The 24223-nt window shown below is 67.5% G+C and carries 20 protein-coding genes and 2 pseudogenes; 12 read left to right on the forward strand and 10 right to left on the reverse strand.

Annotated elements, in window-relative coordinates:
* Window positions 1-153: 153 nt before the first annotated feature.
* The 4 genes from AB3K92_RS25655 to AB3K92_RS25670 all read left to right on the forward strand — a co-directional run bounded on the left by AB3K92_RS25655 (window position 154) and on the right by AB3K92_RS25670 (window position 3411).
* Window positions 154-714, forward strand: a complete 561-nt coding sequence (locus tag AB3K92_RS25655) for a cytochrome b (protein ID WP_021156369.1) — start codon at window positions 154-156, stop codon at window positions 712-714.
* An 8-nt stretch (window positions 715-722) separates the two neighbouring features.
* The gene (locus tag AB3K92_RS25660; RefSeq protein ID WP_042972699.1) at window positions 723-1283 is read left to right on the forward strand and encodes a YceI family protein; all 561 of its coding nucleotides are present in this window, start codon (window positions 723-725) and stop codon (window positions 1281-1283) included.
* A 64-nt stretch (window positions 1284-1347) separates the two neighbouring features.
* On the forward strand, window positions 1348-1929 hold the full coding sequence (locus AB3K92_RS25665) for a YceI family protein (protein WP_021156367.1): 582 nt from the start codon (window positions 1348-1350) through the stop codon (window positions 1927-1929).
* A 204-nt stretch (window positions 1930-2133) separates the two neighbouring features.
* Window positions 2134-3411, forward strand: coding sequence for an MFS transporter (locus tag AB3K92_RS25670; RefSeq protein WP_048024169.1), 1278 nt, complete (start codon window positions 2134-2136; stop codon window positions 3409-3411).
* Between the two features lie 19 nt (window positions 3412-3430).
* Here the strand turns inward: AB3K92_RS25670 and AB3K92_RS25675 are convergent, their stop codons facing one another.
* From AB3K92_RS25675 to queA, 6 genes are all read right to left on the reverse strand, one after another.
* On the reverse strand, window positions 3431-5002 hold the full coding sequence (locus AB3K92_RS25675; RefSeq protein ID WP_369466072.1) for a S41 family peptidase: 1572 nt from the start codon (window positions 5000-5002) through the stop codon (window positions 3431-3433).
* A gap of 216 nt (window positions 5003-5218) precedes the next feature.
* Entirely contained in the window at window positions 5219-6169 is a 951-nt protein-coding gene (gene secF, locus AB3K92_RS25680) for a protein translocase subunit SecF (RefSeq protein WP_021163787.1), read from the reverse strand.
* A 16-nt stretch (window positions 6170-6185) separates the two neighbouring features.
* Window positions 6186-8207 carry a protein translocase subunit SecD gene (secD, locus tag AB3K92_RS25685; protein WP_021163786.1) on the reverse strand — a complete coding sequence of 674 codons (2022 nt, stop codon included), beginning with the start codon at window positions 8205-8207 and terminating at the stop codon, window positions 6186-6188.
* A gap of 106 nt (window positions 8208-8313) precedes the next feature.
* Entirely contained in the window at window positions 8314-8637 is a 324-nt protein-coding gene (gene yajC / locus AB3K92_RS25690) for a preprotein translocase subunit YajC (protein ID WP_006476868.1), read from the reverse strand.
* Between the two features lie 233 nt (window positions 8638-8870).
* Window positions 8871-10076, reverse strand: a complete 1206-nt coding sequence (gene tgt / locus AB3K92_RS25695) for a tRNA guanosine(34) transglycosylase Tgt (protein ID WP_059487125.1) — start codon at window positions 10074-10076, stop codon at window positions 8871-8873.
* Window positions 10077-10310: 234 nt separating this feature from the next.
* Window positions 10311-11378 carry a tRNA preQ1(34) S-adenosylmethionine ribosyltransferase-isomerase QueA gene (gene queA / locus AB3K92_RS25700; protein ID WP_175850374.1) on the reverse strand — a complete coding sequence of 356 codons (1068 nt, stop codon included), beginning with the start codon at window positions 11376-11378 and terminating at the stop codon, window positions 10311-10313.
* Window positions 11379-11545: 167 nt separating this feature from the next.
* On the opposite strand from queA, the gene recG reads away from it, so the two are divergent.
* The 5 genes from recG to AB3K92_RS25725 all read left to right on the forward strand — a co-directional run bounded on the left by recG (window position 11546) and on the right by AB3K92_RS25725 (window position 18042).
* The gene (recG, locus tag AB3K92_RS25705) at window positions 11546-13870 is read left to right on the forward strand and encodes an ATP-dependent DNA helicase RecG (RefSeq protein WP_369466073.1); all 2325 of its coding nucleotides are present in this window, start codon (window positions 11546-11548) and stop codon (window positions 13868-13870) included.
* A 124-nt stretch (window positions 13871-13994) separates the two neighbouring features.
* A complete protein-coding gene (locus AB3K92_RS25710; protein WP_021163869.1) occupies window positions 13995-14954 on the forward strand; it encodes a hydrogen peroxide-inducible genes activator in 960 nt (319 codons plus the stop codon).
* Window positions 14955-15348: 394 nt separating this feature from the next.
* A complete protein-coding gene (locus AB3K92_RS25715) occupies window positions 15349-15477 on the forward strand; it encodes a hypothetical protein (protein WP_263869988.1) in 129 nt (42 codons plus the stop codon).
* 120 nt (window positions 15478-15597) lie between these two features.
* Window positions 15598-17784, forward strand: a complete 2187-nt coding sequence (katG, locus tag AB3K92_RS25720; RefSeq protein WP_021163865.1) for a catalase/peroxidase HPI — start codon at window positions 15598-15600, stop codon at window positions 17782-17784.
* A 102-nt stretch (window positions 17785-17886) separates the two neighbouring features.
* Entirely contained in the window at window positions 17887-18042 is a 156-nt protein-coding gene (locus AB3K92_RS25725) for a hypothetical protein (RefSeq protein WP_021163864.1), read from the forward strand.
* 157 nt (window positions 18043-18199) lie between these two features.
* Here AB3K92_RS25725 and AB3K92_RS25730 read toward each other — a convergent pair.
* A pseudogene (locus AB3K92_RS25730) lies at window positions 18200-18376 on the reverse strand (transposase); the annotation flags it as partial.
* Window positions 18377-18798: 422 nt separating this feature from the next.
* On the opposite strand from AB3K92_RS25730, the gene AB3K92_RS25735 reads away from it, so the two are divergent.
* From AB3K92_RS25735 to ubiA, 3 genes and pseudogenes are all read left to right on the forward strand, one after another.
* Entirely contained in the window at window positions 18799-19668 is an 870-nt protein-coding gene (locus AB3K92_RS25735; protein WP_059649539.1) for an LD-carboxypeptidase, read from the forward strand.
* Window positions 19669-19696: 28 nt separating this feature from the next.
* Window positions 19697-19905, forward strand: a pseudogene (locus tag AB3K92_RS25740) (DNA starvation/stationary phase protection protein); the annotation flags it as partial.
* A gap of 208 nt (window positions 19906-20113) precedes the next feature.
* Window positions 20114-20986 (forward strand): 4-hydroxybenzoate octaprenyltransferase, encoded by an 873-nt coding sequence (gene ubiA / locus AB3K92_RS25745; protein WP_048022305.1) that lies wholly within the window; start codon window positions 20114-20116, stop codon window positions 20984-20986.
* Window positions 20987-21095: 109 nt separating this feature from the next.
* Here ubiA and proC read toward each other — a convergent pair whose 3' ends face one another.
* The 3 genes from proC to glcF all read right to left on the reverse strand — a co-directional run bounded on the left by proC (window position 21096) and on the right by glcF (window position 24016).
* Window positions 21096-21908, reverse strand: coding sequence for a pyrroline-5-carboxylate reductase (gene proC / locus AB3K92_RS25750; RefSeq protein WP_059620928.1), 813 nt, complete (start codon window positions 21906-21908; stop codon window positions 21096-21098).
* Window positions 21909-21959: 51 nt separating this feature from the next.
* A complete protein-coding gene (locus AB3K92_RS25755; protein ID WP_027788328.1) occupies window positions 21960-22658 on the reverse strand; it encodes a YggS family pyridoxal phosphate-dependent enzyme in 699 nt (232 codons plus the stop codon).
* A 131-nt stretch (window positions 22659-22789) separates the two neighbouring features.
* On the reverse strand, window positions 22790-24016 hold the full coding sequence (gene glcF / locus AB3K92_RS25760; protein WP_021163859.1) for a glycolate oxidase subunit GlcF: 1227 nt from the start codon (window positions 24014-24016) through the stop codon (window positions 22790-22792).
* Window positions 24017-24223 lie beyond the last annotated feature (207 nt).

Below are 24223 nucleotides of genomic sequence, written 5' to 3' on the forward strand. Positions count from 1 at the left end.
GTGACCGGCCGGTAACATGACGGGAAGCTGTCGGCCGGCTGACATGCCTGTCCTCAGAGTCCGCGCGCGTCAAAAGGTTGCGGTAGCATGGCGCCCTTGACAAGCGTCGGACGAATGGCCGGCGCGGCTGTTCGCTGAACTGAGGAATCCAGGATGGTATCGAAATCGCCGCCGGCCGTGCCGGCACGTTATGCGCATACCGCGATCGCGCTGCACTGGCTGATCGCGCTGCTGATCATCTGCGGCTTCGCGCTCGGCTGGGTGATGACCGACATCCCCGGCTTCACGCCGACCAAGCTGAAGTACTTCTCGTGGCACAAGTGGATCGGCGTGACGGTGTTCGCGCTGGCGGTCATCCGCGTGCTGTGGCGGGCGACGCACGTGCCGCCGCCGCTGCCGGCCGACACGCCGGCGTGGCAGCGCGCGGTATCGCATGGCGTGCACATGCTGCTGTACGTGCTGATGATCGTGATCCCCGTGACGGGCTACCTGTACAGCTCGGCCTCGAACATCCCGGTCGTCTACCTCGGCATCGTGCCGCTGCCGCGCCTGATCGACCCCGATCCGGTGCTGAAGGAAACCTTCAAGACGCTCCACGTGTCGTTGAATTACATACTGCTTGCGCTCGTCGCGATGCACGTGCTCGCGGCGCTCAAGCACCAGTTGTTGGACCGCGACGGCCTGCTGTCGCGGATGCTTCCCTCCGCCAAATGAAGGATCCCATGAAAGTGTCTTTCTCCCGCTCCATGCTGACCGCGTTCGCCGCGGTGTCACTTGTCGCGTCGGGCGCGGCGCACGCCGATGTCGATCTCGCGAAGAGCAAGGTGTCTGCCGTGTCGAAGCAGATGAACGTGCCGACCGAAGGCGCGTTCAAGAAGTTTTCCGCGCAGGTGAAGTTCGATCCGGCGAAGGCCGCGCAGGGCAGCGCCCAGATGACGATCGACGTCGCGAGTTATGACCTCGGCGACAAGATGTACAACGACCAGGTCGCCGGCAAGGACTGGTTCGACGCGAAGGCTTTCCCGCAGGCGACGTTCGTGTCGTCGGCGATCGCACCGGCCGGCGGCAACAAGTACAACGTGACCGGCAAGCTGACGATCAAGGGCAAGGCCGAAACCGTCACGGTGCCCGTCACGGTCACGCAGAACGGCGCGACGCAGACGTTCGACGGCGTGCTGCCGATCAAGCGTTCGGCCTTCAACGTCGGCACCGGCGAATGGAAGGACACGTCGGTCGTCGCGGACGAAGTGCAGATCAAGTTCCATCTCGTCGCCACGAAGTAAGCGGCGAACCATCGCATCACCCGAATGCCGCGCGAGGGCGCGGCGCCGTTCCAAGGAGAAAGAGTTGAAAAAGCATCTGATGATCGCCGCGGGCGCACTGGCTGCCACGCTGTCGTTCTCGGCATTCGCCGACAGCGCAACCTACCAGTTCGATCCGTCCCACACGTACCCGAGCTTCGAGGCCGACCACTTCGGCGGCCTGTCGGTCTGGCGCGGCAAGTTCGACAAGTCGAGCGGCACCGTGACGCTCGATCGCGCGGCGAAGACGGGTACGGTCGACGTGACGACCGACATCGCGTCGATCCACACCGGCAGCGCGAAGCTCGACGAGCATCTGCAGACGAACGAATTCTTCGACGTCGCGAAGTTCCCGCAGGCGAACTACAAGGGCACGATCAAGTTCGACGGCGACAAGCCGGTGTCGGTGGTCGGCAACCTGACGCTGCATGGCGTCACGAAGCCGGTGACGCTGAAGATCGACTCGTTCAAGTGCATGCCGCATCCGATGCTCAAGCGTGAAGTGTGCGGCGTCGACGCGGTGGGCGAATTCAGCCGCGACGATTTCGGCCTCGACTACGGCAAGCAGTACGGCTTCAAGATGAAGACGAAGCTGCTGATCACGGCCGAAGCCGTCAAGCAGCAGTAACCCCGCCAGCCGGGCCGGCCGCCGCGCCGGCCCGGTGCGCGCCAACCGCCGCGTTCCCGTTCCACGGGCGCGGCGGTTTTTTTTGCGCGCCTATAATCGCCCGAGCGCCGCTTGCGGCGCCCGGGCGGCGCCCGGGCGGCGCCGACGGCGCGCGCGTGGCCGCGGCCGCCTCGAACAGAACGTACAACGACAAGGAGATCGCCGATGCATGCCGTCACGCAGTCCCGCCCCATTGCCTCGTCGCCGCGCGTGTGGCGCGCGGTGGTCGCCGCGTCGATCGGCAATGCGCTCGAGTGGTTCGATCTCGTCGTCTACGGTTTTTTCGCGGTGACGATCTCGAAGCTGTTCTTCCCGGCCGGCAACGACACCGTGTCGCTGCTGCTCACGCTCGGCACGTTCGGCGTGTCGTTCTTCATGCGCCCGCTCGGCGCGATCGTGCTCGGCGCGTACGCCGACCGCGCGGGCCGCAAGGCCGCGCTCACACTGTCGATCCTGCTGATGATGGCCGGCACGCTGATCATCGCGGTGCTGCCGACCTACGGGGCGATCGGCGTCGCGGCCCCGGTGATCCTCGTCGCCGCGCGGCTGATGCAGGGCTTCTCGGCCGGCGGCGAATTCGGCAGCGCGACCGCGTTCCTCGCCGAACACGTGCCGGGCCGGCGCGGCTTCTTCGCGAGCTGGCAGGTCGCGAGCCAGGGGCTCACGACGCTGCTCGCCGCCGGCTTCGGCACCGTGCTGAACGCACAGCTCTCGGCCGCGCAGATGGCGTCGTGGGGCTGGCGCGTGCCGTTCTTCTTCGGCCTGCTGCTCGGGCCGGTCGCTTACTACATCCGCACGAAGGTCGACGAGACGCCCGAATTCCTCGCGGCGGAAGGCACCGCGAACCCGCTGCGGGACACGTTCGCGTCGCACAAGGCGCGTCTCGTCGCCGCGATGGGCGTCGTCGTGCTCGGCACCGTCGCGACCTATCTCGTGCTGTTCATGCCGACCTACGGCGTGAAGCAGCTCGGCCTCGCGCCGTCGGCCGCGTTCGCGGCGATCCTCGTCGTCGGCGTGATCCAGATGGTGTTCGCACCGCTCGTCGGCCACTGGTCGGATACTTACGGCCGCGTGCGCGTGATGATCGCGCCGGCGGTCGGCATCCTCGTGCTGATCTATCCGGCATTCGCGTACCTGGTCGCCCATCCGGGCTTCGGCACGCTGATCGCGCTGCAGGTGCTGCTCGCATTCCTGATGACGGGTTACTTCGCGGCGCTGCCGGGTTTGTTGTCCGAAGTGTTCCCGGTGCAGACGCGCACGACCGGGATGTCGCTCGCCTATAACGTCGCGGTGACGATCTTCGGCGGCTTCGGGCCGTTCATCATCGCGTGGCTGATCAAGGCGACCGGGATGAAGACGGCACCGAGCTTCTACCTGATGTTCGCGGCCGTGCTGAGCCTCGCGGCGCTGGTCGTGCTGCGCCGGCGGTTCGGCTTCCGGTAACAGGGGCAGGCGGCGCGCGTCAGTTGCCGGCGCGCTCGCACACGGGCTGCGCGGGCATCAGTTGCGGCCTGGCGTCGACCGTTCGCACGGGGCGCCCCGCGAGCGCGGCAAGGGCTTGCCCGAGCTGCCAGTCGGACGCCGTGCCGAACTCGCGCTGCGGCAGCGCCGCGCTCTTCGCCGAGTCGATCTTTGCAAGCGCACGCTGCTCGCGCAGCTTCTGCCGTTCCTTGCGCACCTTCGCGAACGGGTCGGGCGCCAGCCGGTCCGCATACGGCGCGCGCGGGAGATCGGCTTCGCGATACCACAGCAGCACGCCGTCGACGTCCGAGTCGCGGCGCGGCGGCACCAGCCAGTCGGGCACCACGCCGTAGCCGTCCATCGGGCAGCCGTTCGGCCGCAGGTTGCGCGCGAACGTGAAATTCAGGCGCGTACCGTCGATCAGGTCGACGCCCGTCTGCGCGAGCCCCTTTCCGTAGGTCGGCATGCCGAGCAGCTTCGCGCGGCCGAGATCCTTCAGCGCCGCCGCGGTCGCTTCGGCGGCCGACGCGCTCTGTCCGTCGACGAGCACGACGAGCGGCACGGTGCGCCACCAGTCGTCGGCCTGCAACGGCGCGAGCGGATCCTGTCCGTGCATGACCGGCAACGCGTAGTCGGGCCAGTTGGTCGTGTAGCGGCGACGGTTGGCGTCGCCGCGCTCGACCGTCACCATCGCGGTGCGATCGCGGCCCGCGTACAGCGCGGTGATGCCGATCGCCGCATTGAGCGCGCCGCCGCCGTTGATGCGCAGGTCGAGAATCACGCCTTTCACGGGCGGCCCCGCGCGGCGTGCGGCCTGCACCGCGTCGATGTAGGCGCCGACCGCGGGCTCCGGAAAGCTCGACAGGCGCGTGTACAGGATGTCGCCGGCGAGCCGTTTCGCGGTCGCAGGGTGCGGCTTGAGGATCGTCCGCACGGGCGCGAAGCTCAGCATCGCGTGCGACGGGCCGCGCTGTACCGTGAGCTTCAGCGGCACGCCCGCGTCGCCCTTGGCGAGCTTGGTCAGGTCGGCGGCGTCGATGCCGACGACGCTCGTATCGTTCATCGCGACGACGAGATCGTCGGGGCGCACGCCGGCCTGTTCCGCGGGCGCGTCGGGAATCACGTCGACGATGTGCAGCCCGTCGGGCCGCGTCTCGAAGACGATGCCGATGCCGGGCGTGCCGTCGCGCGCATGCCGTTCGTCTTCGCTTCGCTCCTGCTCCTCCTTCGCATCGAAGAACCGCGCGTACGGCAGCGTCCTGATTCCCGCGTGGGTCGTGGCATCGAGCAGCGCGCCGATGTCGACGTCGGTCAGGTGCTGCCGCTTCAGCACTTCCACCGCCGCCTTGAGCTCGCAGATCTGCGGCTCCCAGTCGGGCGGGCAAGGCGAAGGCGGCCGGGCGGTGGCGGGTGAGGCGGGTGAGGCGGATGACGAGGACGAGGCGGCGGGAGCAGAGGCGGGCGGGGCGGGTGCCGGTTGTTGCGCACCGACCGGTGACGCGCACGGCAGGAACGCGGCCGTGACGGCTGCGCAAACGGCAAGGTGAAGAACGGCACGCTTGGAAGGCATCATCGGGACCGCACGTTGGAACGGAGGGCGAAGGTGCTGTCCCGCCGGCGCATGGCCGGCGGGCGGCGCGGCGGGACGGTCACGATTGTAGCCGACGCGAGTGACCGGGCAGGGCGAGCGGGCCGCGCGCTCCACGCCGGCGGGACGGGCGAAAACACGGGCGAAAAAAAACCGGCCCAACCGGGCCGGTTTTTCGTCCGTGCCGAAGCAGCGTGGCGCTTAAACCTGCGCGCCTGCGTTGGGATCGTCCGGATCGTGCGCGGTCTTCTTTTCCTTGATCAGGTCTTCGCGCTTGATGCCGAGCCACATCGCGAGCGAGCCCGCGACGAACACCGACGAGTAGATGCCGAACATGATGCCGACCGTCAGCGCGAGGGCGAAGTAGTGCAGCGTCGGGCCGCCGAAGAAGAACATCGACAGCACCATCATTTCGGTCGACGTGTGCGTGATGATCGTACGCGACATCGTGGTCGTGATCGCGTGGTTGATCACTTCCTGCACGGTCATCTTGCGTTCGCGGCGGAACGTTTCGCGGATCCGGTCGAAGATGACGACCGACTCGTTGACCGAGTAGCCGAGCACCGCGAGGATCGCCGCGAGCACCGCCAGCGAGAACTCCCACTGGAAGAACGCGAAGAAGCCGAGAATGATCACGACGTCGTGCAGGTTGGCGATGATGCCGGCCACCGCGTACTTCCACTCGAAGCGGAACGACAGGTAGATCACGATGCCGATCACGACGCACGCGAGCGCGAGCAGGCCGTCGGTCGCGAGTTCGCGGCCGACCTGCGGGCCGACGAATTCGACGCGTTGCAGCGTGACGTCCGGGCTCTGTGCCTTCAGCGCGCTCATCACCTGGTCGCTCTGCTGGGCGGACGTGAGGCCTTCCTTCAGCTGCAGCCGGATCAGCACGTTGCGCGACGTGCCGAAGTTCTGCACCTGCGCGTCGGCGTAGCCGAGCTTGCCGAGCGTTGCGCGCACGGGTTCGAGTTCGGCGGCCTGCTGGTACTGCACCTCGATCACCGTCCCGCCGGTGAATTCGACGGACAGGTGCAGCCCGCGGTGGAACAGGAAGAACACGGCGGCGAGGAACGTGACCAGCGAGATCACGTTGAACACCAGCGCGTGCCGCATGAACGGAATGTCTTTACGGATGCGGAAAAATTCCATGGTCTTCTCCGGGGCCTTATTGGGTCGAGCCCGGTTTCTTCGGCGACACGCCTTGCTGCGCGCGGTTGCGCAGCTGCGGCTTGCCGGTGCGCGGCGCGTTGCCCTTCGCGGGCGCGGCGAGCTTCGCGGCACGCGCGGTGTCGGTCGCATCGTCCGCCTCGGCGAACGGTGCGGCGGCAGCGGCGCCTTCCGGCTTCCACACCTGGCCGATCGCGAGCGACTTCAGCTTCTTGCGGCCGCCGTACCAGAGGTTGACGATCCCGCGCGAGAAGAACACCGCGGAGAACATCGACGTCAGGATGCCGAGGCAGTGCACGATCGCGAACGCGCGAACCGGGCCCGAGCCGAACGCGAGCAGCGCGAGGCCGGCGATCAGCGTCGTGACGTTCGAGTCGAGAATCGTCGCCCATGCGTGCGCGTAGCCCGACTGGATCGCGAGCTGCGGCGGCTGGCCCGCGCGCAGTTCCTCACGCACGCGCTCGTTGATCAGCACGTTCGAGTCGATCGCCATACCGAGCGCGAGCGCGATAGCGGCGATACCGGGCAGCGTCAGCGTGGCCTGCATCAGCGACAGCACGGCGACGAGCAGCAGCAGGTTCACCGACAGGCCGATCACCGAGATCACGCCGAACAGCATGTAGTACGCGATCATGAACACGGCGATCGCGCAGAAGCCCCAGATCACCGAGTGGACGCCCATCTTGATGTTGTCGGCGCCGAGGCTCGGGCCGATCGTGCGTTCCTCGATGATGTCCATCGGCGCCGCGAGCGAACCGGCGCGCAGCAGCAGCGCGAGGTCGGCCGCGGCCTGCGGCGTCGGCTGGCCCGTGATCTGGAAGCGGTCGCCGAGCTCCGACTGGATCGTCGCGACCGTCAGCACCTCGCCCTTGCCCTTCTCGAACAGCACCATCGCCATCGGCTTGCCGATGTTTTCGCGCGACACCGCGCGCACCGAGCGGCCGCCCGCCGAATCGAGGCGGATGTTGACCGACGGACGCTGGTGATCGTCGAAACCGGCCGATGCATCGATGATGCGGTCGCCCGTGAAGATCACTTCCTTCTTCAGCAGCACCGGCGCCTGGTTGCCCTGCGTGAACAGTTCTTCACCCGGCGGCACAGGGTCGTTCGGGTTCGGGTGCGTGTTGATCGGGTCGGCGAGGCGCGCTTCGAGCGTCGCGGTGCGGCCGATGATGTCCTTCGCCTTCGCGGTGTCCTGCACGCCCGGCAGCTCGACGACGATACGGTCGCTGCCCTGCTGCTGCAGGATCGGCTCCGACACGCCGAGTTCGTTCACGCGGTTGTGGAGCGTCGTCAGGTTCTGCTTGAGCGCGGCGTCCTCGACGGACTTCTGCACGGCCGGCGTAAACGTGCCGACGACCTGCGTGCCGCCGCCGCCGGGCTGGGTCGCCCATTGCAGTTCGGTGATCGACAGCGCGAGCACCTTGCGGGCGTCTTCCGCCGTCTGCGCATCGCTGAAATTGACGACCACGGACTGGTCGACGCGGCTCACGCCGCCGTCGCGGATGTTCTTGTCGCGCAGCAGCGTGCGCGCGTCGGACGCGTCGGAATCGAGCTTCTTCGTGAGCGCGCCCGTCATGTCGACCTGGAGCAGGAAGTGGACGCCGCCACGCAGGTCGAGGCCCAGATACATCGGCAGCGCGTGCAGCGCGGTCAGCCAGCGCGGCGACGCGCTCTGCAGGTTCAGCGCGACGACGTACTGCGGATCGTTCGGGTCGGCGTTCAGCGACTTCTGCAGCAGGTCCTTGACGCGCAGCTGCGTGTCGGTGTCCTTCAGGCGCACGCGGATGTTCGCGTTCGTCGCCGTGTTCTCGAAGGTGACGTCGTCCGGCGTGATCTGCGCGGCGGCGAGCGCCGATTCGACCTGGGTCAGCGTGGTCGAGTCGAGCTTGACCGTGGCCTTGCCGCTCGACACCTGCACCGCCGGCGCTTCGCCGAAGAAGTTGGGCAATGTGTACAGAAGGCCGATGGCGAGCGCCACGACCATCACGACATATTTCCAGAGTGGATAACGATTCATGAGGGAGCCGAACGGGTGGTTGGCGTGAAAGCGTCGCGTCCGGCGCCGCGGCGGCCCGCTCTCTCAGGCGGGCACGGCGCGGGAAGCCGGACGCTCGGTGAAGGGCTTACAGCGACTTGATCGTGCCCTTCGGCAGAATGGTCGTGACCGCGGCCTTCTGCACGGTGATTTCGGTGCCTTCGGCGATCTCGACGCCGATGTAGCCTTCGGTGACCTTCGTCACCTTGCCCACGAGGCCGCCGCTCGTGACGACTTCGTCGCCCTTGGCCATGGCCGCGAGCATGTTGCGGTGCTCCTTCTGACGCTTCATCTGCGGACGGATCATGATGAAGTAGAGCACGGCAAACATCAGGATGAGCGGCAGGAAGCTCATCAGGCTCGATTCGGCGCCACCGGCACCTTGGGCGAACGCGTTGGAAATGAACGGCACGTTGGTCTCTCCGTAGGGGAAGATCGAAAAATAAGCCGGTTATTCTACCACCGGCCCCATGCGCAAACGGCTCGGCAAATGCGCTTTCGGATCAAGCTGTTAAAGCGCGAACCGGTGCTGTTGCGACTCGTTTGGAAAGGCAATTGTAATGTTTGGCGGCCGGATTCGACCGTCGGGACGCATTATTTAGTACACGTCCTATGTGACGGGCCGCGGCGCGGGCAGCCGGCCCGTCAGTCGACCCCTCTCGCGCGATCCTCCGCGAAGCGCTGGCGGAACGCGTCGAACGTATGGGTCTCGATCGCGTCGCGGATCTCGCTCATCAGCTGCAGGTAGTAGTGCAGGTTGTGGATCGTGTTGAGCTGCGCGCCGAGGATCTCGCCGACGCGGTGCAGGTGATGCAGGTAGCCGCGCGAGAAGTTCTGGCACGTGTAGCACGTGCAGCTTGCGTCGAGCGGCTTCAGCGAGTTCTTGTGCGTCGCGTTGCGGATCTTCACGTCGCCGAAGCGCGTGAAGAGCCAGCCGTTGCGCGCGTTGCGGGTCGGCATCACGCAGTCGAACATGTCGACGCCGTTCGCGACGCCCTCGACCAGGTCCTCCGGCGTGCCGACACCCATCAGGTAGTGCGGCTTGTTGGCCGGCAGCTTCGGGCCCACGTGGCGCAGCACGCGCATCATGTCTTCCTTCGGCTCGCCGACCGACAGCCCGCCGATCGCGAGGCCGTGGAAGCCGAGTTCCGCGAGGCCCGCGAGCGATTCGTCGCGCAGGTCCTCGAACATGCCGCCCTGGACGATCCCGAACAGCGCGTTCGGGTTGCCGAGCCGGTTGAATTCGTCGAGCGAGCGCTTCGCCCAGCGCAGCGACATGCGCATCGAGTCGGCCGCTTCCTTGTGCGTGGTCGGCACGCCGTTGGTTGCGTACGGCGTGCACTCGTCGAACTGCATCACGACGTCGGAGTTCAGCACCTTCTGGATCTGCATCGACACTTCCGGCGACAGGAACAGCTTGTCGCCGTTGATCGGCGACGCGAACGTGACGCCGTCCTCGGTGATCTTGCGCAGGTCGCCGAGCGAGAACACCTGGAAGCCGCCCGAGTCGGTCAGGATCGGCTTGTTCCAGCCCATGAAGCCGTGCAGGCCGCCGTGCGCGTCGATCGTGTCGAGGCCCGGGCGCAGCCACAGGTGGAACGTGTTGCCGAGAATGATCTGGGCCTTGATCTCGTGCAGCTCGCGCGGCTGGATCGCCTTCACGGTGCCGTACGTGCCGACCGGCATGAAGATCGGCGTCTCGACCACGCCGTGATTGAGCTTCACGCGGCCGCGGCGCGCATGGCCGTCGGTCGTCAGCAGTTCGAATTCGAGCCCGTTTGCGGGGCGGTCCTGCACGGGGGCGTGCGCATCGTGCGTATCGTGCGTATCGTGGGATGAACCTTCGGTCATCGCTTTATTCTCCTTGCCACCGGAGAACAGTCCGGCGCATGTTGGAAACGCCGTCGGCAGGCCGGCGGCGGGGAAAAACAGGTGCGCGCCATCGTAGCGCGTACCGCGGGAAAAGGGGCAACCGCGGGGCAACCGCGGGGGCAACAGCGCGGAGCCACCCACGCGGCGTGCGGCAGCGCGAAGCGCAACGGCCGCCGCGCAATCACGGGCCGCTGCATGTTCGCGCCTGGCGTGCTACGCGCGCGGCGTCTCCGGCGTGTCGCGCCGCGTGAGCAGCATCGCGTCGCCGTAGCTGAAGAAGCGGTAGCGTTGTTCGATCGCGTGACGGTACGCGGCCCGGATCGTCTCGACGCCCGCGAACGCGGACACCAGCATCAGCAGCGTCGACTTCGGCAGGTGGAAATTCGTCACGAGCCGGTCGACCACGCGGAAACGATAGCCCGGCGTGATGAAGATGTCGGTCTCGGCCTGCGTCGCCGCGAGCGGGCGGCCCGCTTCGTCGGCGGTGCGCGCCGCGGCTTCGAGCGCGCGCATCGACGTCGTGCCGACCGCGATCACGCTGCCGCCGCGCGCGCGTGTCGCGGCGATCTTGTCGACGAGCGACTGCGGCAGCTCGTACCACTCGCTGTGCATCTTGTGCTCGGCGATGTTGTCGACGCGCACCGGCTGGAACGTGCCGGCACCGACGTGCAGCGTCAGTGTCGCGCGTTCGACGCCCATCGCGTCGAGCCGGTCGAGCATCGGCTGGTCGAAGTGCAGGCCGGCCGTGGGTGCGGCGACCGCCCCCGGATTGCTCGCATAGACGGTCTGGTAGCGCGTTTCGTCGGTCGCGTCGGGATCGTGCTCGATATAGGGCGGCAGCGGCAGGCGGCCGTACTGCTCGATCAGGTCGAGGCACGGTTCGGGGAAGACCAGCGTGAAGAACGGCTCGACGCGCTCGCCGACGGTCACGTCGAACGCATCGGCGAGACGCAGCGTCGTGCCGGCCCCCGGCGACTTGCTTGCGCGGATCTGCGCGAGCGCCGTGTGCGTGCCGGTCACGCGCTCGACCAGCACCTCGATCTTGCCGCCGCTGGCCTTCTGGCCGAAGAACCGCGCCTTCAGCACCTTGGTATCGTTGAAGACGAGCAGGTCGCCGGGTGCGATGCACGACGGCAGCTCGGCGAAGCGGCGGTCGACGAGGCGCGCGGGCTCGACGGTGCCGTCGACCTCGAGCAGGCGGCTCGCGGTGCGGTCGGGCAGCGCGGTTTGCGCAATCAGCTCGGGCGGCAGATTGAAATCGAAATCGGAAAGCGTGAACATGCGGGCTGGTTCGAAACGGCCGGCGAGCGTTGCCGGCAGGGCGGAAACGCGTAAATGGGGCGCGCGAGCCGCTATGATGACGGGATGCGCGGCCTGGCCGGCGTCGTTCGTTCGGACGACGTGAAAGCCGCTATTGTACTTGCCTTGCGAAGCACCCAGACGATCCGATGCCTGTGTCACCACGCCGTTCCTCCGCTGCCGTTGCCGATTCCGCCGATCCGTTCGACGCGGAGGATGCCGCGCCGCCCGTGCACGACACGGCGGCGCGTACCGTGCCGCGCCGTGCCGGCCCGAAGCGCGGCGCCGACGGCAGGCTCGCGCAGCCGGCGGCGGCCGCGCCCGATGCCGACGGCGCCGCCGCGGGCGATGCAGCGGGCGAGGCCGGCGCATCCGGCACGAAGCGCAAGAAGAAGCCGGCCGCCGACAAGCCCGTGAAGACCGCCGACAAGCTCGCGAAGCTCGGCCTCACGCGCTCGATCGATCTCGTGCTGCATCTGCCGATGCGCTACGAGGACGAAACCACGCTCACGCCGATCGGCGAGCTGCTGCCGGGCGGCATCGCGCAGACCGAAGGGGTCGTGTTCGACAACGAGGTCGCGTATCGCCCGCGCCGCCAGCTCGTCGTGAAGATCCAGGACGACGACGGCGAGCAGCTCGTGCTGCGCTTCCTCAATTTCTACGGCTCGCAGGTCAAGCAGATGGCCGTCGGCCAGCGGCTGCGCGTGCGCGGCGACGTGCGCGGCGGCTTTTTCGGGATGGAGATGGTGCATCCGGCCGTGCGCGTCGTCGAAGCCGATGCGCCGTTGCCGCAGGTGCTCACGCCCGTCTATCCGAGCACGGCCGGCGTGTCGCAGGCGTACCTGCGCAAGGCGATCGAGAACGCGGTGGAGCGCACGCCGCTGCCCGAGCTGCTGCCGCCCGAGATCCAGCGCGACTACCTGAAGCCGCTCGACGTGCCGACGCTCGAGCAGGCCGTGCGCATCCTGCATCACCCGCGTGTCGATTCCGACGAAGCCGCGCTGATGGACGGCTCGCATCCGGCGTGGACGCGCATCAAGTTCGAGGAACTGCTCGCGCAGCAGCTGTCGCTCAAGCGCGCGCACGAGGAGCGCCGCACGCGCGCGGCGCCCGCGATGCCGCGCCGCACGGCGAGCGATGCCGATGCGCTGACGACCCGGCTCTATGCCGCGCTGCCGTTCACGCTGACGGGCGCGCAGGCGCGCGTCGTCGACGAGATCGCGCGCGACCTCACGCTCGCGCACCCGATGCAGCGGCTGCTGCAGGGCGACGTCGGCAGCGGCAAGACGGTGGTCGCGGCGCTGGCCGCCACGCAGGCGATCGACGCCGGCTACCAGGCCGCGCTGATGGCGCCCACCGAAATCCTCGCGGAGCAGCACGCGCGCAAGCTGCGCGCGTGGCTCGAGCCGCTCGGCGTCACGGTGGCGTGGCTCGCGGGCAGCCTGAAGGCGAAAGAGAAACGCGCGGCGATCGAGGCGGCCGCGCTCGGCACCGCGCAGCTCGTGATCGGCACGCACGCGATCATCCAGGACACGGTCGAATTCGCCCGGCTCGGCCTCGTGATCGTCGACGAGCAGCACCGCTTCGGCGTCGAGCAGCGGCTCGCGCTGCGGGCGAAGGCCGCGAACGCGGCCAACGGCGCGCGCGACTTCCAGCCGCACCAGTTGATGATGTCGGCCACGCCGATCCCGCGCACGCTCGCGATGACGTATTACGCGGATCTCGAGGTGTCGACGATCGACGAGCTGCCGCCGGGCCGCACGCCGGTGCTGACGCGCCTCGTCGGCGACGCGCGGCGCGATGAGGTGATCGCCCGCGTGCGCGAGGCCGCGCTGACCGGGCGCCAGGTGTACTGGGTGTGCCCGCTGATCGAGGAGAGCGAGACGCTGCAGCTGCAGACGGCTGTCGAGACTTACGAGACGCTCGCCGCCGCGCTCCCGGAGCTGACGGTCGGGCTCGTGCACGGCCGGCTGTCGCCGGCCGACAAGGCGGCCGTGATGGAAGCGTTCACGCGCAACGAAGTGCAGCTGCTCGTCGCGACGACCGTGATCGAGGTCGGCGTCGACGTGCCGAACGCGTCGCTGATGGTGATCGAGCACGCAGAGCGCTTCGGCCTCGCGCAGCTGCACCAGTTGCGCGGCCGGGTCGGGCGCGGCACCGCGGCGTCGGTGTGCGTGCTGCTGTACACGGGGCCGCTGTCGCTCACCGGCCGCGAGCGGCTGAAGACGATGCGCGAGACGACCGACGGCTTCGAGATCGCGCGGCGCGACCTCGAGATCCGCGGCCCCGGCGAATTCCTCGGCGCCCGCCAGTCGGGCGCGGCGATGCTGCGCTTCGCGAACCTCGAGACCGACGGCTGGCTGATCGATCCGGCCCGCGAAGCCGCGACGCGGCTGATTGCCGCGTATCCCGAAATCGTCACGCAGCATCTCGCGCGCTGGCTCGGTGCGCGGGAGCAGTATCTGAAGGCCTGATCCGCGGGTTGGGGCGGATCCGGAGTCGCCGTTCGACGCATCCCGATGCAGAGAAACTTGGCGAACCGGTGTCACAGGGTGTATAAATTAAACCTATCGCCTGTATATCTCTGATTGACCCACAATGACGCTGACTGAATTGAAATACATCGTCGCGGTCGCGCGCGAACGGCATTTCGGCCGTGCGGCCGAAGCCTGCTTCGTGAGCCAGCCGACGCTGTCGGTGGCGATCAAGAAGCTCGAAGACGAGCTGAACGTGCAGATTTTCGAGCGCGGCGCGAGCGAAGTGAGCGTGACGCCGATCGGTGACCAGATCGTCACGCAGGCGCAGCGCGTACTCGAGCAGACTTTCGCGATCAAGGAGATCGCGAAGCAGGGCAAGGATCCGCTGGTCGGCCCGTTCCGCCTTGGCGTGATCTATACGATCGGGCCGTACCTGCTGCCGACGCTCGTCAAGCAGATGATCCAGCGTGTCCCGCAGATGCCGCTGATGCTGCAGGAAAACTACACGCTCAAGCTGCTCGAACTGCTGAAGCAGGGCGAGATCGACGCCGCGATCATGGCGCTGCCGTTTCCGGAAACCGGCCTGATGGTGCGCCCGCTGTACGACGAACCGTTCGTCGTCGCGCTGCCGGCCGGCCATCCGTGGGAGAAGCGCGACGAAATCGACGCCGAGGACCTGAAGCAGGAAACCATGCTGCTGCTCGGCAACGGTCACTGCTTCCGCGATCACGTGCTCGGCGTGTGCCCGGAGCTGATGCGCTTCTCGCAGACGGCCGACGGCATCCAGAAGACCTTCGAGGGCTCGTCGCTCGAGACGATCCGCCACATGGTCGCGAGCGGCGTCGGCATTACGGTGCTGCCGCGAATGTCGGTTGCCGAGGTCGGCCCGCGCGCGAACGGCCCCGATGCCGAACTGCTGTCGTACGTGCCGTTCAACGAGCCGGTACCCGACCGCCGCGTGGTGCTCGTGTGGCGCAAGAGCTTCACGCGGATGCCCGCGATCGACGCGATCAGCGACGCGATTTCCGCCTGCGAGCTGCCGGGTGTCGCGAAGCTCGACATGCCGGCGACGATGAACTGAGCACGCTGCGGCATGCGCGTGTGGCAGTCCGATGAACGGGGTCTTGCGACCCCGTTTATTTTTCTCTATCGCATAGATGAAATTAATCAAATTCAAGTAATCGATAGACTTATATAGAATCCTCTCCATGGATCGGCGTCCTGTCGACGACCGGTCTGCACGTTGAGTGCAAGCGTCAAAGGAGGATGTCATGATGCGGTCGGTATTGCAGCACGCGCAGCGGAACATCCCGTCGCGCGACGCGGTCGTACATCGCGCCAGGGCGGCGGTTCGCAGCCTGCGTCCGATTGCGTTCGCGTACCTCGCGGACCGTGTGTATGGCGGTTGAACGCCGCCGCGCGCTGGTTCAGTGTTCCCCCGATTCACCCGCCATCAAGCCATGAGGGAGCATCGCATGTCCGAAAGCTGGAATTCCGCCCGCAGCGTCGTCACGACGCCTGCCGGCAGCCGGTTCCCCGAGCGTGCCGCCCGCGGCGCGGCGCAGCGGGAACGCGCGTCACAGGCCCCGCGCGATATCCCGTAGTACGACAGGAGAATCAACCTGTTCCGTTTCCCATCCCCGCAATGACACTCCACCAACCGCATCCGGCATGCCGCCGGAGCGAACCGGCGGAGTCATACGAGCAAGCCAAGGAGAAATCGCATGTCGAACGAAACGAAGTGCCCGTTCAACCACACCGCTGGTGGCGGCACGACGAACAAGGACTGGTGGCCGAATCAGCTCAACCTGAACATCCTGCACCGCCATTCGGCGCTGTCCGATCCGATGGACAAGGATTTCGACTACGCGGAAGCGTTCAGCAAGCTGGACCTCGCGGCGGTGAAGAAGGACCTGCACGCACTGATGACGATGTCGCAGGACTGGTGGCCGGCCGACTTCGGCCACTATGGCGGCCTGTTCATCCGCATGGCCTGGCACAGCGCCGGCACGTACCGCACGGCCGACGGCCGCGGCGGCGCGGGCGGCGGGCAGCAGCGCTTCGCGCCGCTCAACAGCTGGCCGGACAACGTCAGCCTCGACAAGGCTCGCCGGTTGCTGTGGCCGATCAAGCAGAAGTACGGCCGCAACATCTCGTGGGCCGACCTGCTGATCCTGACCGGCAACGTCGCGCTCGAATCGATGGGCTTCAAGACCTTCGGTTATGCCGGCGGCCGCGTCGACACGTGGGAACCGGACGACGTCTACTGGGGCTCGGAAAAGATCTGGCTGGAACTGAGCGGCGGCCCGAACAGCCGCTACTCGGGCAAGCGTGAGCTCGAAAGCCCGCTCGCTGCCGTGCAGATGGGCCTCATCTACGTGAACCCGGAAGGCCCGGACGGCAACCCCGACCCGGTCGCCGCCGCGCATGACATCCGCGAGACGTTCGCGCGGATGGCGATGAACGACGAAGAGACGGTCGCGCTGATCGCGGGCGGCCACACGTTCGGCAAGACGCACGGTGCCGGTCCGGCGTCGAACGTCGGCCCCGAGCCGGAAGCCGCGGGCCTCGAGGAGCAGGGTCTCGGCTGGAAGAGCACGTTCGGCACGGGCAAGGGCAAGGACGCGATCACGAGCGGCCTCGAAGTCACGTGGACGTCGACGCCGACGCAGTGGAGCAACGACTTCTTCAAGCACCTGTTCAGCTACGAGTGGGAGCTCACGAAGAGCCCGGCCGGTGCGCACCAGTGGGTCGCGAAGGACGCCGGCGAAGTGATTCCCGATGCGTTCGACGCGTCGAAGAAGCATCGCCCGACGATGCTGACGACCGACCTGTCGCTGCGTTTCGACCCGGCCTACGAAAAGATCTCGCGCCGTTTCTACGAGAACCCGGCCGAGTTCGCCGATGCGTTCGCGCGTGCGTGGTTCAAGCTCACGCACCGCGACATGGGCCCGCGCTCCCGTTATCTCGGCCCGGAAGTGCCGGCGGAACACCTGCTGTGGCAGGACCCGATCCCGGCAGTCGACCACCCGCTGATCGACGACGCCGACGTTGCCGCGCTGAAGGCGAAGGTGCTGGCAACGGGCCTGTCGGTGTCGCAGCTCGTGTCGACGGCATGGGCGTCGGCCGCGACGTTCCGCGGATCGGACAAGCGCGGCGGCGCGAACGGTGCGCGTATCCGCCTGGCGCCGCAGAAGGACTGGGAAGTGAATCGTCCGGCTGAACTCGCGAAGGTGCTCGCGACGCTCGAAGGCGTGCAGAAGGCGTTCAACGACGCGCAGACGGGCGGCAAGAAGGTGTCGCTCGCCGACCTGATCGTGCTGGCCGGTGCGGCCGGCGTCGAGCAGGCCGCGAAGAACGCGGGCGTCGCGGTGACGGTGCCATTCGCACCGGGCCGTGCGGATGCATCGCAGGAAGAGACCGATGTCGAAGCGATGGCCGTGCTCGAGCCGGTCGCGGACGGCTTCCGCAACTACCTGAAGCACGCGTACAAGACGCCGGCCGAGGCGCTGCTGGTCGACAAGGCGCAACTGCTGACGCTGAGCGCGCCCGAGATGACGGTGCTCGTCGGTGGCCTGCGCGTACTCGGTGCGAACGCCGGCGAGGCGAAGCATGGCGTGTTCACCGACCGTCCGGAAGCGCTGACGAACGACTTCTTCGTGAACCTGCTCGACATGGGCACGGAATGGAAGCCGGTGTCGGCCGCGAACGACGTGTTCGAAGGGCGCGATCGCGCGACGGGCAAGGTGAAGTGGACCGGCACGCGCGTCGACCTGATCTTTGGCTCGCATGCGCAGCTGCGTGCGCTGGCCGAGGTGTACGGCAGCGCGGATGCGAAGGAGAAGTTCGCGCGCGACTTCGTCGCGGCCTGGAACAAGGTGATGAACCTCGACCGCTTCGACCTCGCGTGAGCGTTGCCGTGCAGTAGCACGGTGAGGCAGTAACGGGAAACGGCCGGTCGTCCGGCCGGCCGTTTCGTCCCGATCCTGGATTTCATTGAAGGAGTGACGATCATGACGCAAATGATGCTGAACATGCGCGCCGCGCTGGCGGCACCGAAGGTGCGGGCGCCGGCCGAGATCGCGCGGTACGTAGTCGGATTCGCGATCGTCGTCGGCGGTGCGGCCGAACTGGTGTCGCAGGCGCTGCACGCGATCGCCGCCGCCTGAGCGCGGCGGGCGTACGCCACGCTGCAGTGGCGAGTCATACGGGTGGTGCGATGTCGGCATGCAGGGCAACAGATTCGCTTGAATGGCTCCGGTCGATTGAGTGAGGAGTCCGTAACATGTCCACGAAGACCCGCGATCCATCCGGATCTACCCGGTTGAGGGTGCCCTGACGATATTGCTTGCGCCATCCGGACACCACATTGGCGTTGATGTCGTGCCGGCGCGCAACAATCGACACCGACATGCCGGGCGCCAATGTCTCCCTGATCACCTGCTGCCTGAATGCTTGCGCGTACGTCCGATGGGGATGGGTACGATTCGCTGCGTTCGATATGGCTGACTGGCTCCGTCAATCCAAACGTGCCCATCATGCTTTGGAAAAGTGAGCGTCGGAAACGGTCCGGTCGAGGCGCTTGCGATGAAGCGTGCGCTGTCGTCGTTTTCGCGGATTCGACAGCGATGCGATCGCCGCGGTACCGGCCGACGCGTTGACGCCGGGAAGGGCCCGCAACGCCGGCGGCTCCGAGGTGCATCCGCTCGACGTGCTGCCTGGTTCGTCGATCGAACGGGATCCGCATCGATCGGTCGGCGATTTTGCCGCGATGGCGATTCTCAGGCGGCGCCGGCAACACGGCGGTTTCGCGGACGCAGGCGATCGTCATCCCCGCGCGCACGACGCTGCGTGACAAGGCCGAGCCGTCAGCAAGCGGTGTCGGATATATTCGGCAGGTTCTCCATCATCCAGGTAGCCATTCAATGGAATCACGACGCAAGGCAGTGGGCGTGGTCGCGCCTGCGGGTGTGCCCGATCCGGAAGGCATCGCGCGTGGCATTGCGCTCGTCGAAAGCTGGGGCTTCGAGGTCAGGGCGGGCGCGCATCTCGGCAGCCGGTACCGCTATTTCGCCGGTACCGCCGAGGAGCGCGCGGACGACCTGCGGCGCACCCTGATGGATCCGTCGATCGATATCGTGTGGCTCGCGCGCGGGGGATTCGGTTGCGCGCATTTGCTCGAGCACTTGCCCGACGAGATCGCAACGCCGAAGACGATCATCGGCTTTTCCGACGCGACGTCACTGTTCTGCGCCCTCGCGGATCGGCCCGGCGTGCGTTTGCTGCATGGCCCGACATTTCACAGCCTGGCGACCAAGGTCGACGACGCGACGCGCGCCGACATTCGCGCTGTGCTGACCGGCGGCGAACGCGACGCGCTGAGTCTGCGGCATTTGGCCGGCGCCGCTGGTGCCGTGCGGGGACGTCTGTGCGGCGGCAACGTGACGGTGCTCGCGAGCGTCGCGGGTACGCGCTGGTCGCTTCGCTCACGCGACGCGATCGTACTGCTGGAGGACGTGACGGAGTTCGGCTACCGTCTCGACCGCAGCCTGACGCAACTGCGTCTGAGCGGCGCGTTCGACGGAGCCCGTGCGTTCGTGCTCGGGCAATTCACGCGCTGCCCGATCCCGGACGGCGCGGATTTCACGCTCGAGCAGATGCTTGTCGACGTGCTGGGCGGCTTCGGCCTGCCGATCTACTCGGGTCTGCCGATCGGACATGAACACCGTAACATCACCTGGCAATACGGCAGCCAGGCTGCCATCGAGAACGGCGCGATCCGGTTCGGCGCGTAGCGTCGAATCGGGAAGGACAGGAACGCTTACCTTCGGCGATTTCGCGAAACTGTCGTCGGTGCCGGAAGCGAAGGGCGTGCGGGCGGCGGAAGACATGATCCGCGAGCCCGTCGAAGGGCACGAGGCCGTCGTGCGAACCTGCGCGCGCGATCTTTCCGATTGCCGACGCGGCGAGCCCACCACCGACCTGCTGACGCATGAAAAACCGCGTGGATGCTGCGCTCGTTGCTCGCGTAAGTGCGATGCGGCTGGGGACGGCGCGCTGACTCGCCCGATCCGGAGCGATCGAATCCGTCCCTTGATTGGCGCAAAGCGGGGCCCGGCCATGCGCAGCGGGCCCGGGTGGCCCGTGCGCGCCGGGCGGCTGCCGCCGCGGGCCGCCCCGACATGACGCGAAGCACCGCTCGGCTCTAAAATGCCGGGGTTATCTTCCCGGTGCCTCGCCATGCTTGCCCGCTTTCCCCTGTATCTGCGGCTCGTCCGGATGGACAAGCCGATCGGCAGCCTGCTGCTGCTGTGGCCGACGCTCAACGCGCTGTGGATCGCGTCCGATGGCCATCCGCGCTGGCCGCTGCTCGTGATCTTCTCGCTCGGCACGTTGCTGATGCGCTCGGCCGGCTGCGCGATGAACGACTACGCCGACCGCGATTTCGACCGCCACGTGAAGCGCACGGCCGACCGGCCGCTGACGTCGGGCAAGATCCGTGCGTGGGAAGCCGTTGCGATCGCCGTCGGGCTCGCATTCATCTCGTTCCTGCTGATCCTGCCGCTCAACACGCTGACGAAGGAGCTGTCCGTCGTCGCGCTGTTCGTCGCGGGTTCGTATCCGTTCATGAAGCGTTTCTTCGCGATTCCGCAGGCGTATCTCGGCATCGCGTTCGGCTTCGGCATTCCGATGGCGTTCGCGGCCGTGCAGGACACGGTGCCGACGATCGCGTGGGTGATGCTGGTCGCGAACATTTTCTGGTCGGTCGCGTACGACACCGAATACGCGATGGTCGATCGCGACGACGACATCAAGATCGGGATCCGCACGTCGGCGCTGACGTTCGGCCGCTTCGACGTCGCGGCCGTGATGGCGTGTTATGCGGCGACGCTCGGCATCTACGTGTGGATCGGCGTGACGCTCGGCTTCGGCCTCGCGTACTGGGCCGGCTGGGCGGCGGCGGTCGGCTGCGCGCTGTATCACTACACGCTGATCAAGGGCCGCGAGCGGATGCCGTGCTTCGCCGCGTTCCGGCACAACAACTGGCTCGGCGGCGTGCTGTTCGCGGGGATCGCCGCGCATTACCTGCTGGCGGGTCCGGCGGCCAACTGAAGCGGTCGCGCGCCGGCGCGCGACGCGATGCGCGATGCCAACAAAAAAGCGGCCGAGGCCGCTTTTTTGTTGGCGGTGCCCGGGGGGAGGCCCGGAGCGGGCGCCGCGCTTACGCGCGACCGAGTTCGTCGCCCATTTCCTTCGCACGCGCTTCGGCCGCGAGCGCGCCGCGCACGATCGCGTCCTTCACGCCCTGCGCGTCGAACGATGCGAGCGCGGCGGCCGTCGTGCCGCCCTTCGACGTCACGCGCTCGCGCAGCACGCTCGCCGGCTCGCCCGATTGCGCGGCGAGTTGCGCGGCGCCCGTGAACGTCGCGACCGCGAGCGCGCGGCCCTGTTCGTCGTTCATGCCGAGCTGGCGCGCGGCTTCCTGCAGCGCTTCGATGAAATAGAACACGTACGCGGGGCCGCTGCCCGAAATGGCCGTGACGGCATCGAGCTTCGACTCGTCGTCGAACCACACGGTCTCGCCGACCGCGCCGAGCACGTTCGACGCGAGTTCGCGGCCCGCCGCATCGACGCCCGGCAGTGCGGCGAGGCCCGTCACGCCCATGCCGACGAGTGCGGGCGTGTTCGGCATCGTGCGCACGACGCGTGCGTAGTCGCCGAGCCAGCGCGCGAGATCGCTGCCGCGGATGCCGGCCGCGATGCTGATCACGAGCTGTGTCTTCAGGTGCGGCGCGAGCGTCTGCGCGACGTCCTTCAGCACCTGCGGCTTCACCGCGAGCACGATCGCGTCGTAGTCGGCGAGCGTTGCGTCGACGGCCGCGCCGGTGCGGATGCCGAATTGCTGCGCGGCGCGTGCGCGCACTTCTTCGTTGACGTCGATGGCATACAGGCCGTCAGCGGCGACGCCGCGCTTGATCAGGCCGCCGATCAGGGCCGCGGCCATGTTGCCGCCGCCGATGAATGCGATTTTCATGATGTTCGATTGAGCGAGTGAGTGAACGGGAGGGCGGAAAGGGCGCGGCGTTCAGTGCGAATAATCGCGCGCGCCGAAGATCGCGGTGCCGACGCGCACGATCGTCGCGCCTTCGAGCACGGCCGCGTCGAGATCGGCGGACATGCCCATCGACAGCGTGTCGAGCGGCAGGCCGTCGGCGCGCAATGCGTCGAACAGCGTGCGCAGCGCGCGATGCGGCACGCGTTGCGCGTCGGTGTCGCCGGCCGGTTCGGGAATCGCCATCAGGCCGCGCAGCCGCAGCGACGGCAGCGCGGCGACCGCGCGCGCGACCTCGGCCACGTCGGCCGGTGCGACGCCGCTCTTCGACGCCTCGCCGCTGATGTTCACCTGCACGCACACGTTGAGCGGCGGCAGGTGCGCGGGGCGCTGTTCCGACAGGCGCTGCGCGATCTTCAGCCGGTCGACCGAATGGACCCAGTCGAAGCGTTCGGCAACCGGGCGCGTCTTGTTCGATTGCAGCGGCCCGATGAAATGCCATTCGAGGCTCGCGCGCAGGTCGGCGAGCGCGTCGATCTTGTCGATCGATTCCTGCACGTAGTTTTCGCCGAATGCGCGCTGCCCGGCCGCATGCGCGGCGCGCACGTCGGCGGCGGGAAACGTCTTCGAGACGGCGAGCAGCGATACGGTGGCGGGATCGCGGCCGGCCGCGCGGGCGGCGTCGGCGATGCGGCGATGAACGGATTCGAGGCGGGCGGCGAGATCGGACATGGCGGGCACGAAAGCAGGCACGGAAGCAGGCATGTAGCGGATGCGCCGCGGCACGCGGCGCATCGATCCGCCCATTATACGGACGCCGGGCGCGAGGCCCAGGGCCCGCCCGTCATTCGTATGAACAGGCCCTAGCCATACAGCAGGTGCTCGACGAGCTGGATCCAGTGGGCCACCGGAATCTGCGTGCCGCTCTGCAGGTGGGCGATGCAGCCGACGTTGCCGGAGACGATCATCTGCGGCTCGAGCGCCTGCAGCTTCAGCAGCTTCTGCTTGCGCAACCGGTACGACAGCGACGGCTGCGTCAGCGAATAGGTGCCGGCCGAGCCGCAACACAGATGGCTGTCGGCCGGCAGCCGCACGTCGATGCCGAGAGTCTCGAGCAGGCGTTCGACCTTGCCGCGCGACTGCTGGCCGTGCTGCAGCGTGCACGGCGGGTGGTACGCGACCGTATGGACCGCGCGGCGGCGCGCGAGTGTCGCGAGCTCGGCCTCGAACGCGAGCAGCACGTCGGAGATGTCGCGCGTCAGCGACACGATGCGCTGCGCCTTCTCCGCGTAGGCCGGGTCGTCGCGCAGCAGGTGCGCGTATTCGAGCACCGTCGCGCCGCAGCCCGACGCGTTCATCACGATCGCCTCGACACCCTGTTCGACATGGGGCCACCACGCGTCGATGTTGCGGCGCGCGTCGTCGAGCGCTTCGTCGTGATAGTTCAGGTGCAGGCGGATCGCGCCGCAGCAGCCGGCATCGGGCGCGACGACGGTCTCGATGCCGAGCGCGTCGAGCACGCGCGCGGTCGCGATATTGATGTTCGGCAGCATCGACGGCTGCACGCAGCCGCCGAGCATCAGCATCTTGCGCGTATGCGTCAGGTGCGGCCATTCGAGCAGCCGCGTGCGCGGCGGCACCTTGTCGCGCAGCCGCTTCGGCAGCAGCGGACGGACGTGCTGGCCGAGCCGCATCACCGGCGAGAACAGCGCGGCGTTCGGCACGAGGCTCGCGAGCACGCGGCGCACGAGACGCTGCTGCACGGGGCGCTGAACCTGTGCCTCGACGTGCTTGCGGCCGATCTCGACGAGCCGGCCGTACTGGACGCCGGACGGGCAGGTCGTCTCGCAACTGCGGCACGTGAGGCAGCGGTCGAGGTGCTGCTGCGTGCTGCGCGTGACGGGCGCGCCTTCGACCATCTGCTTGATCAGGTAGATGCGGCCGCGCGGGCCGTCGAGTTCGTCGCCGAGCAGCTGGTAGGTCGGGCAGGTCGCGGTGCAGAACCCGCAATGCACGCACTTGCGCAATATCGCGTCGGCTTCGTCGCCGTCGGGCGTATTGCGGATGAAATCGGCGAGGTTCGTCTGCATTTAGGGTCTGTTTACCTATGGAGCGCGCATGCGTTGCCACGAGAACGGCCGCTCGCGAGGCGCGTGACGCCGCGAATACTGACGTATTCGCAAGGAGCGCAACGCGGCGAGCGGCCGTTCTCGTGGCAACCCCAATTTAAAAAATCCATGTCACGGGAATGCCCGAAATCGCCCGCATGGCGGCGTCGCTCGTCCCTTGTTTGGCTC

This window comes from Burkholderia sp. Bmkn7, assembly GCF_041103175.1.
GTDB classification, from domain to species: domain Bacteria; phylum Pseudomonadota; class Gammaproteobacteria; order Burkholderiales; family Burkholderiaceae; genus Burkholderia; species Burkholderia cepacia.

What these genes read in the sequence shown, in the direction of transcription:
- AB3K92_RS25655 (WP_021156369.1), top strand. Translation starts at nt 154, where the DNA reads ATGGTATCGAAATCGCCGCCGGCCGTGCCGGCACGTTATGCGCATACC.
- AB3K92_RS25660 (WP_042972699.1), top strand. Translation starts at nt 723, where the DNA reads ATGAAAGTGTCTTTCTCCCGCTCCATGCTGACCGCGTTCGCCGCGGTG.
- AB3K92_RS25670 (WP_048024169.1), top strand. Translation starts at nt 2,134, where the DNA reads ATGCATGCCGTCACGCAGTCCCGCCCCATTGCCTCGTCGCCGCGCGTG.
- AB3K92_RS25675 (WP_369466072.1), bottom strand. Translation starts at nt 5,002, where the DNA reads ATGATGCCTTCCAAGCGTGCCGTTCTTCACCTTGCCGTTTGCGCAGCC.
- secF (WP_021163787.1), bottom strand. Translation starts at nt 6,169, where the DNA reads ATGGAATTTTTCCGCATCCGTAAAGACATTCCGTTCATGCGGCACGCG.
- secD (WP_021163786.1), bottom strand. Translation starts at nt 8,207, where the DNA reads ATGAATCGTTATCCACTCTGGAAATATGTCGTGATGGTCGTGGCGCTC.
- tgt (WP_059487125.1), bottom strand. Translation starts at nt 10,076, where the DNA reads ATGACCGAAGGTTCATCCCACGATACGCACGATACGCACGATGCGCAC.
- queA (WP_175850374.1), bottom strand. Translation starts at nt 11,378, where the DNA reads ATGTTCACGCTTTCCGATTTCGATTTCAATCTGCCGCCCGAGCTGATT.
- recG (WP_369466073.1), top strand. Translation starts at nt 11,546, where the DNA reads ATGCCTGTGTCACCACGCCGTTCCTCCGCTGCCGTTGCCGATTCCGCC.
- AB3K92_RS25710 (WP_021163869.1), top strand. Translation starts at nt 13,995, where the DNA reads ATGACGCTGACTGAATTGAAATACATCGTCGCGGTCGCGCGCGAACGG.
- AB3K92_RS25715 (WP_263869988.1), top strand. Translation starts at nt 15,349, where the DNA reads ATGTCCGAAAGCTGGAATTCCGCCCGCAGCGTCGTCACGACGCCTGCC.
- katG (WP_021163865.1), top strand. Translation starts at nt 15,598, where the DNA reads ATGTCGAACGAAACGAAGTGCCCGTTCAACCACACCGCTGGTGGCGGC.
- AB3K92_RS25725 (WP_021163864.1), top strand. Translation starts at nt 17,887, where the DNA reads ATGACGCAAATGATGCTGAACATGCGCGCCGCGCTGGCGGCACCGAAG.
- AB3K92_RS25735 (WP_059649539.1), top strand. Translation starts at nt 18,799, where the DNA reads ATGGAATCACGACGCAAGGCAGTGGGCGTGGTCGCGCCTGCGGGTGTG.
- ubiA (WP_048022305.1), top strand. Translation starts at nt 20,114, where the DNA reads ATGCTTGCCCGCTTTCCCCTGTATCTGCGGCTCGTCCGGATGGACAAG.
- proC (WP_059620928.1), bottom strand. Translation starts at nt 21,908, where the DNA reads ATGAAAATCGCATTCATCGGCGGCGGCAACATGGCCGCGGCCCTGATC.
- AB3K92_RS25755 (WP_027788328.1), bottom strand. Translation starts at nt 22,658, where the DNA reads ATGTCCGATCTCGCCGCCCGCCTCGAATCCGTTCATCGCCGCATCGCC.
- glcF (WP_021163859.1), bottom strand. Translation starts at nt 24,016, where the DNA reads ATGCAGACGAACCTCGCCGATTTCATCCGCAATACGCCCGACGGCGAC.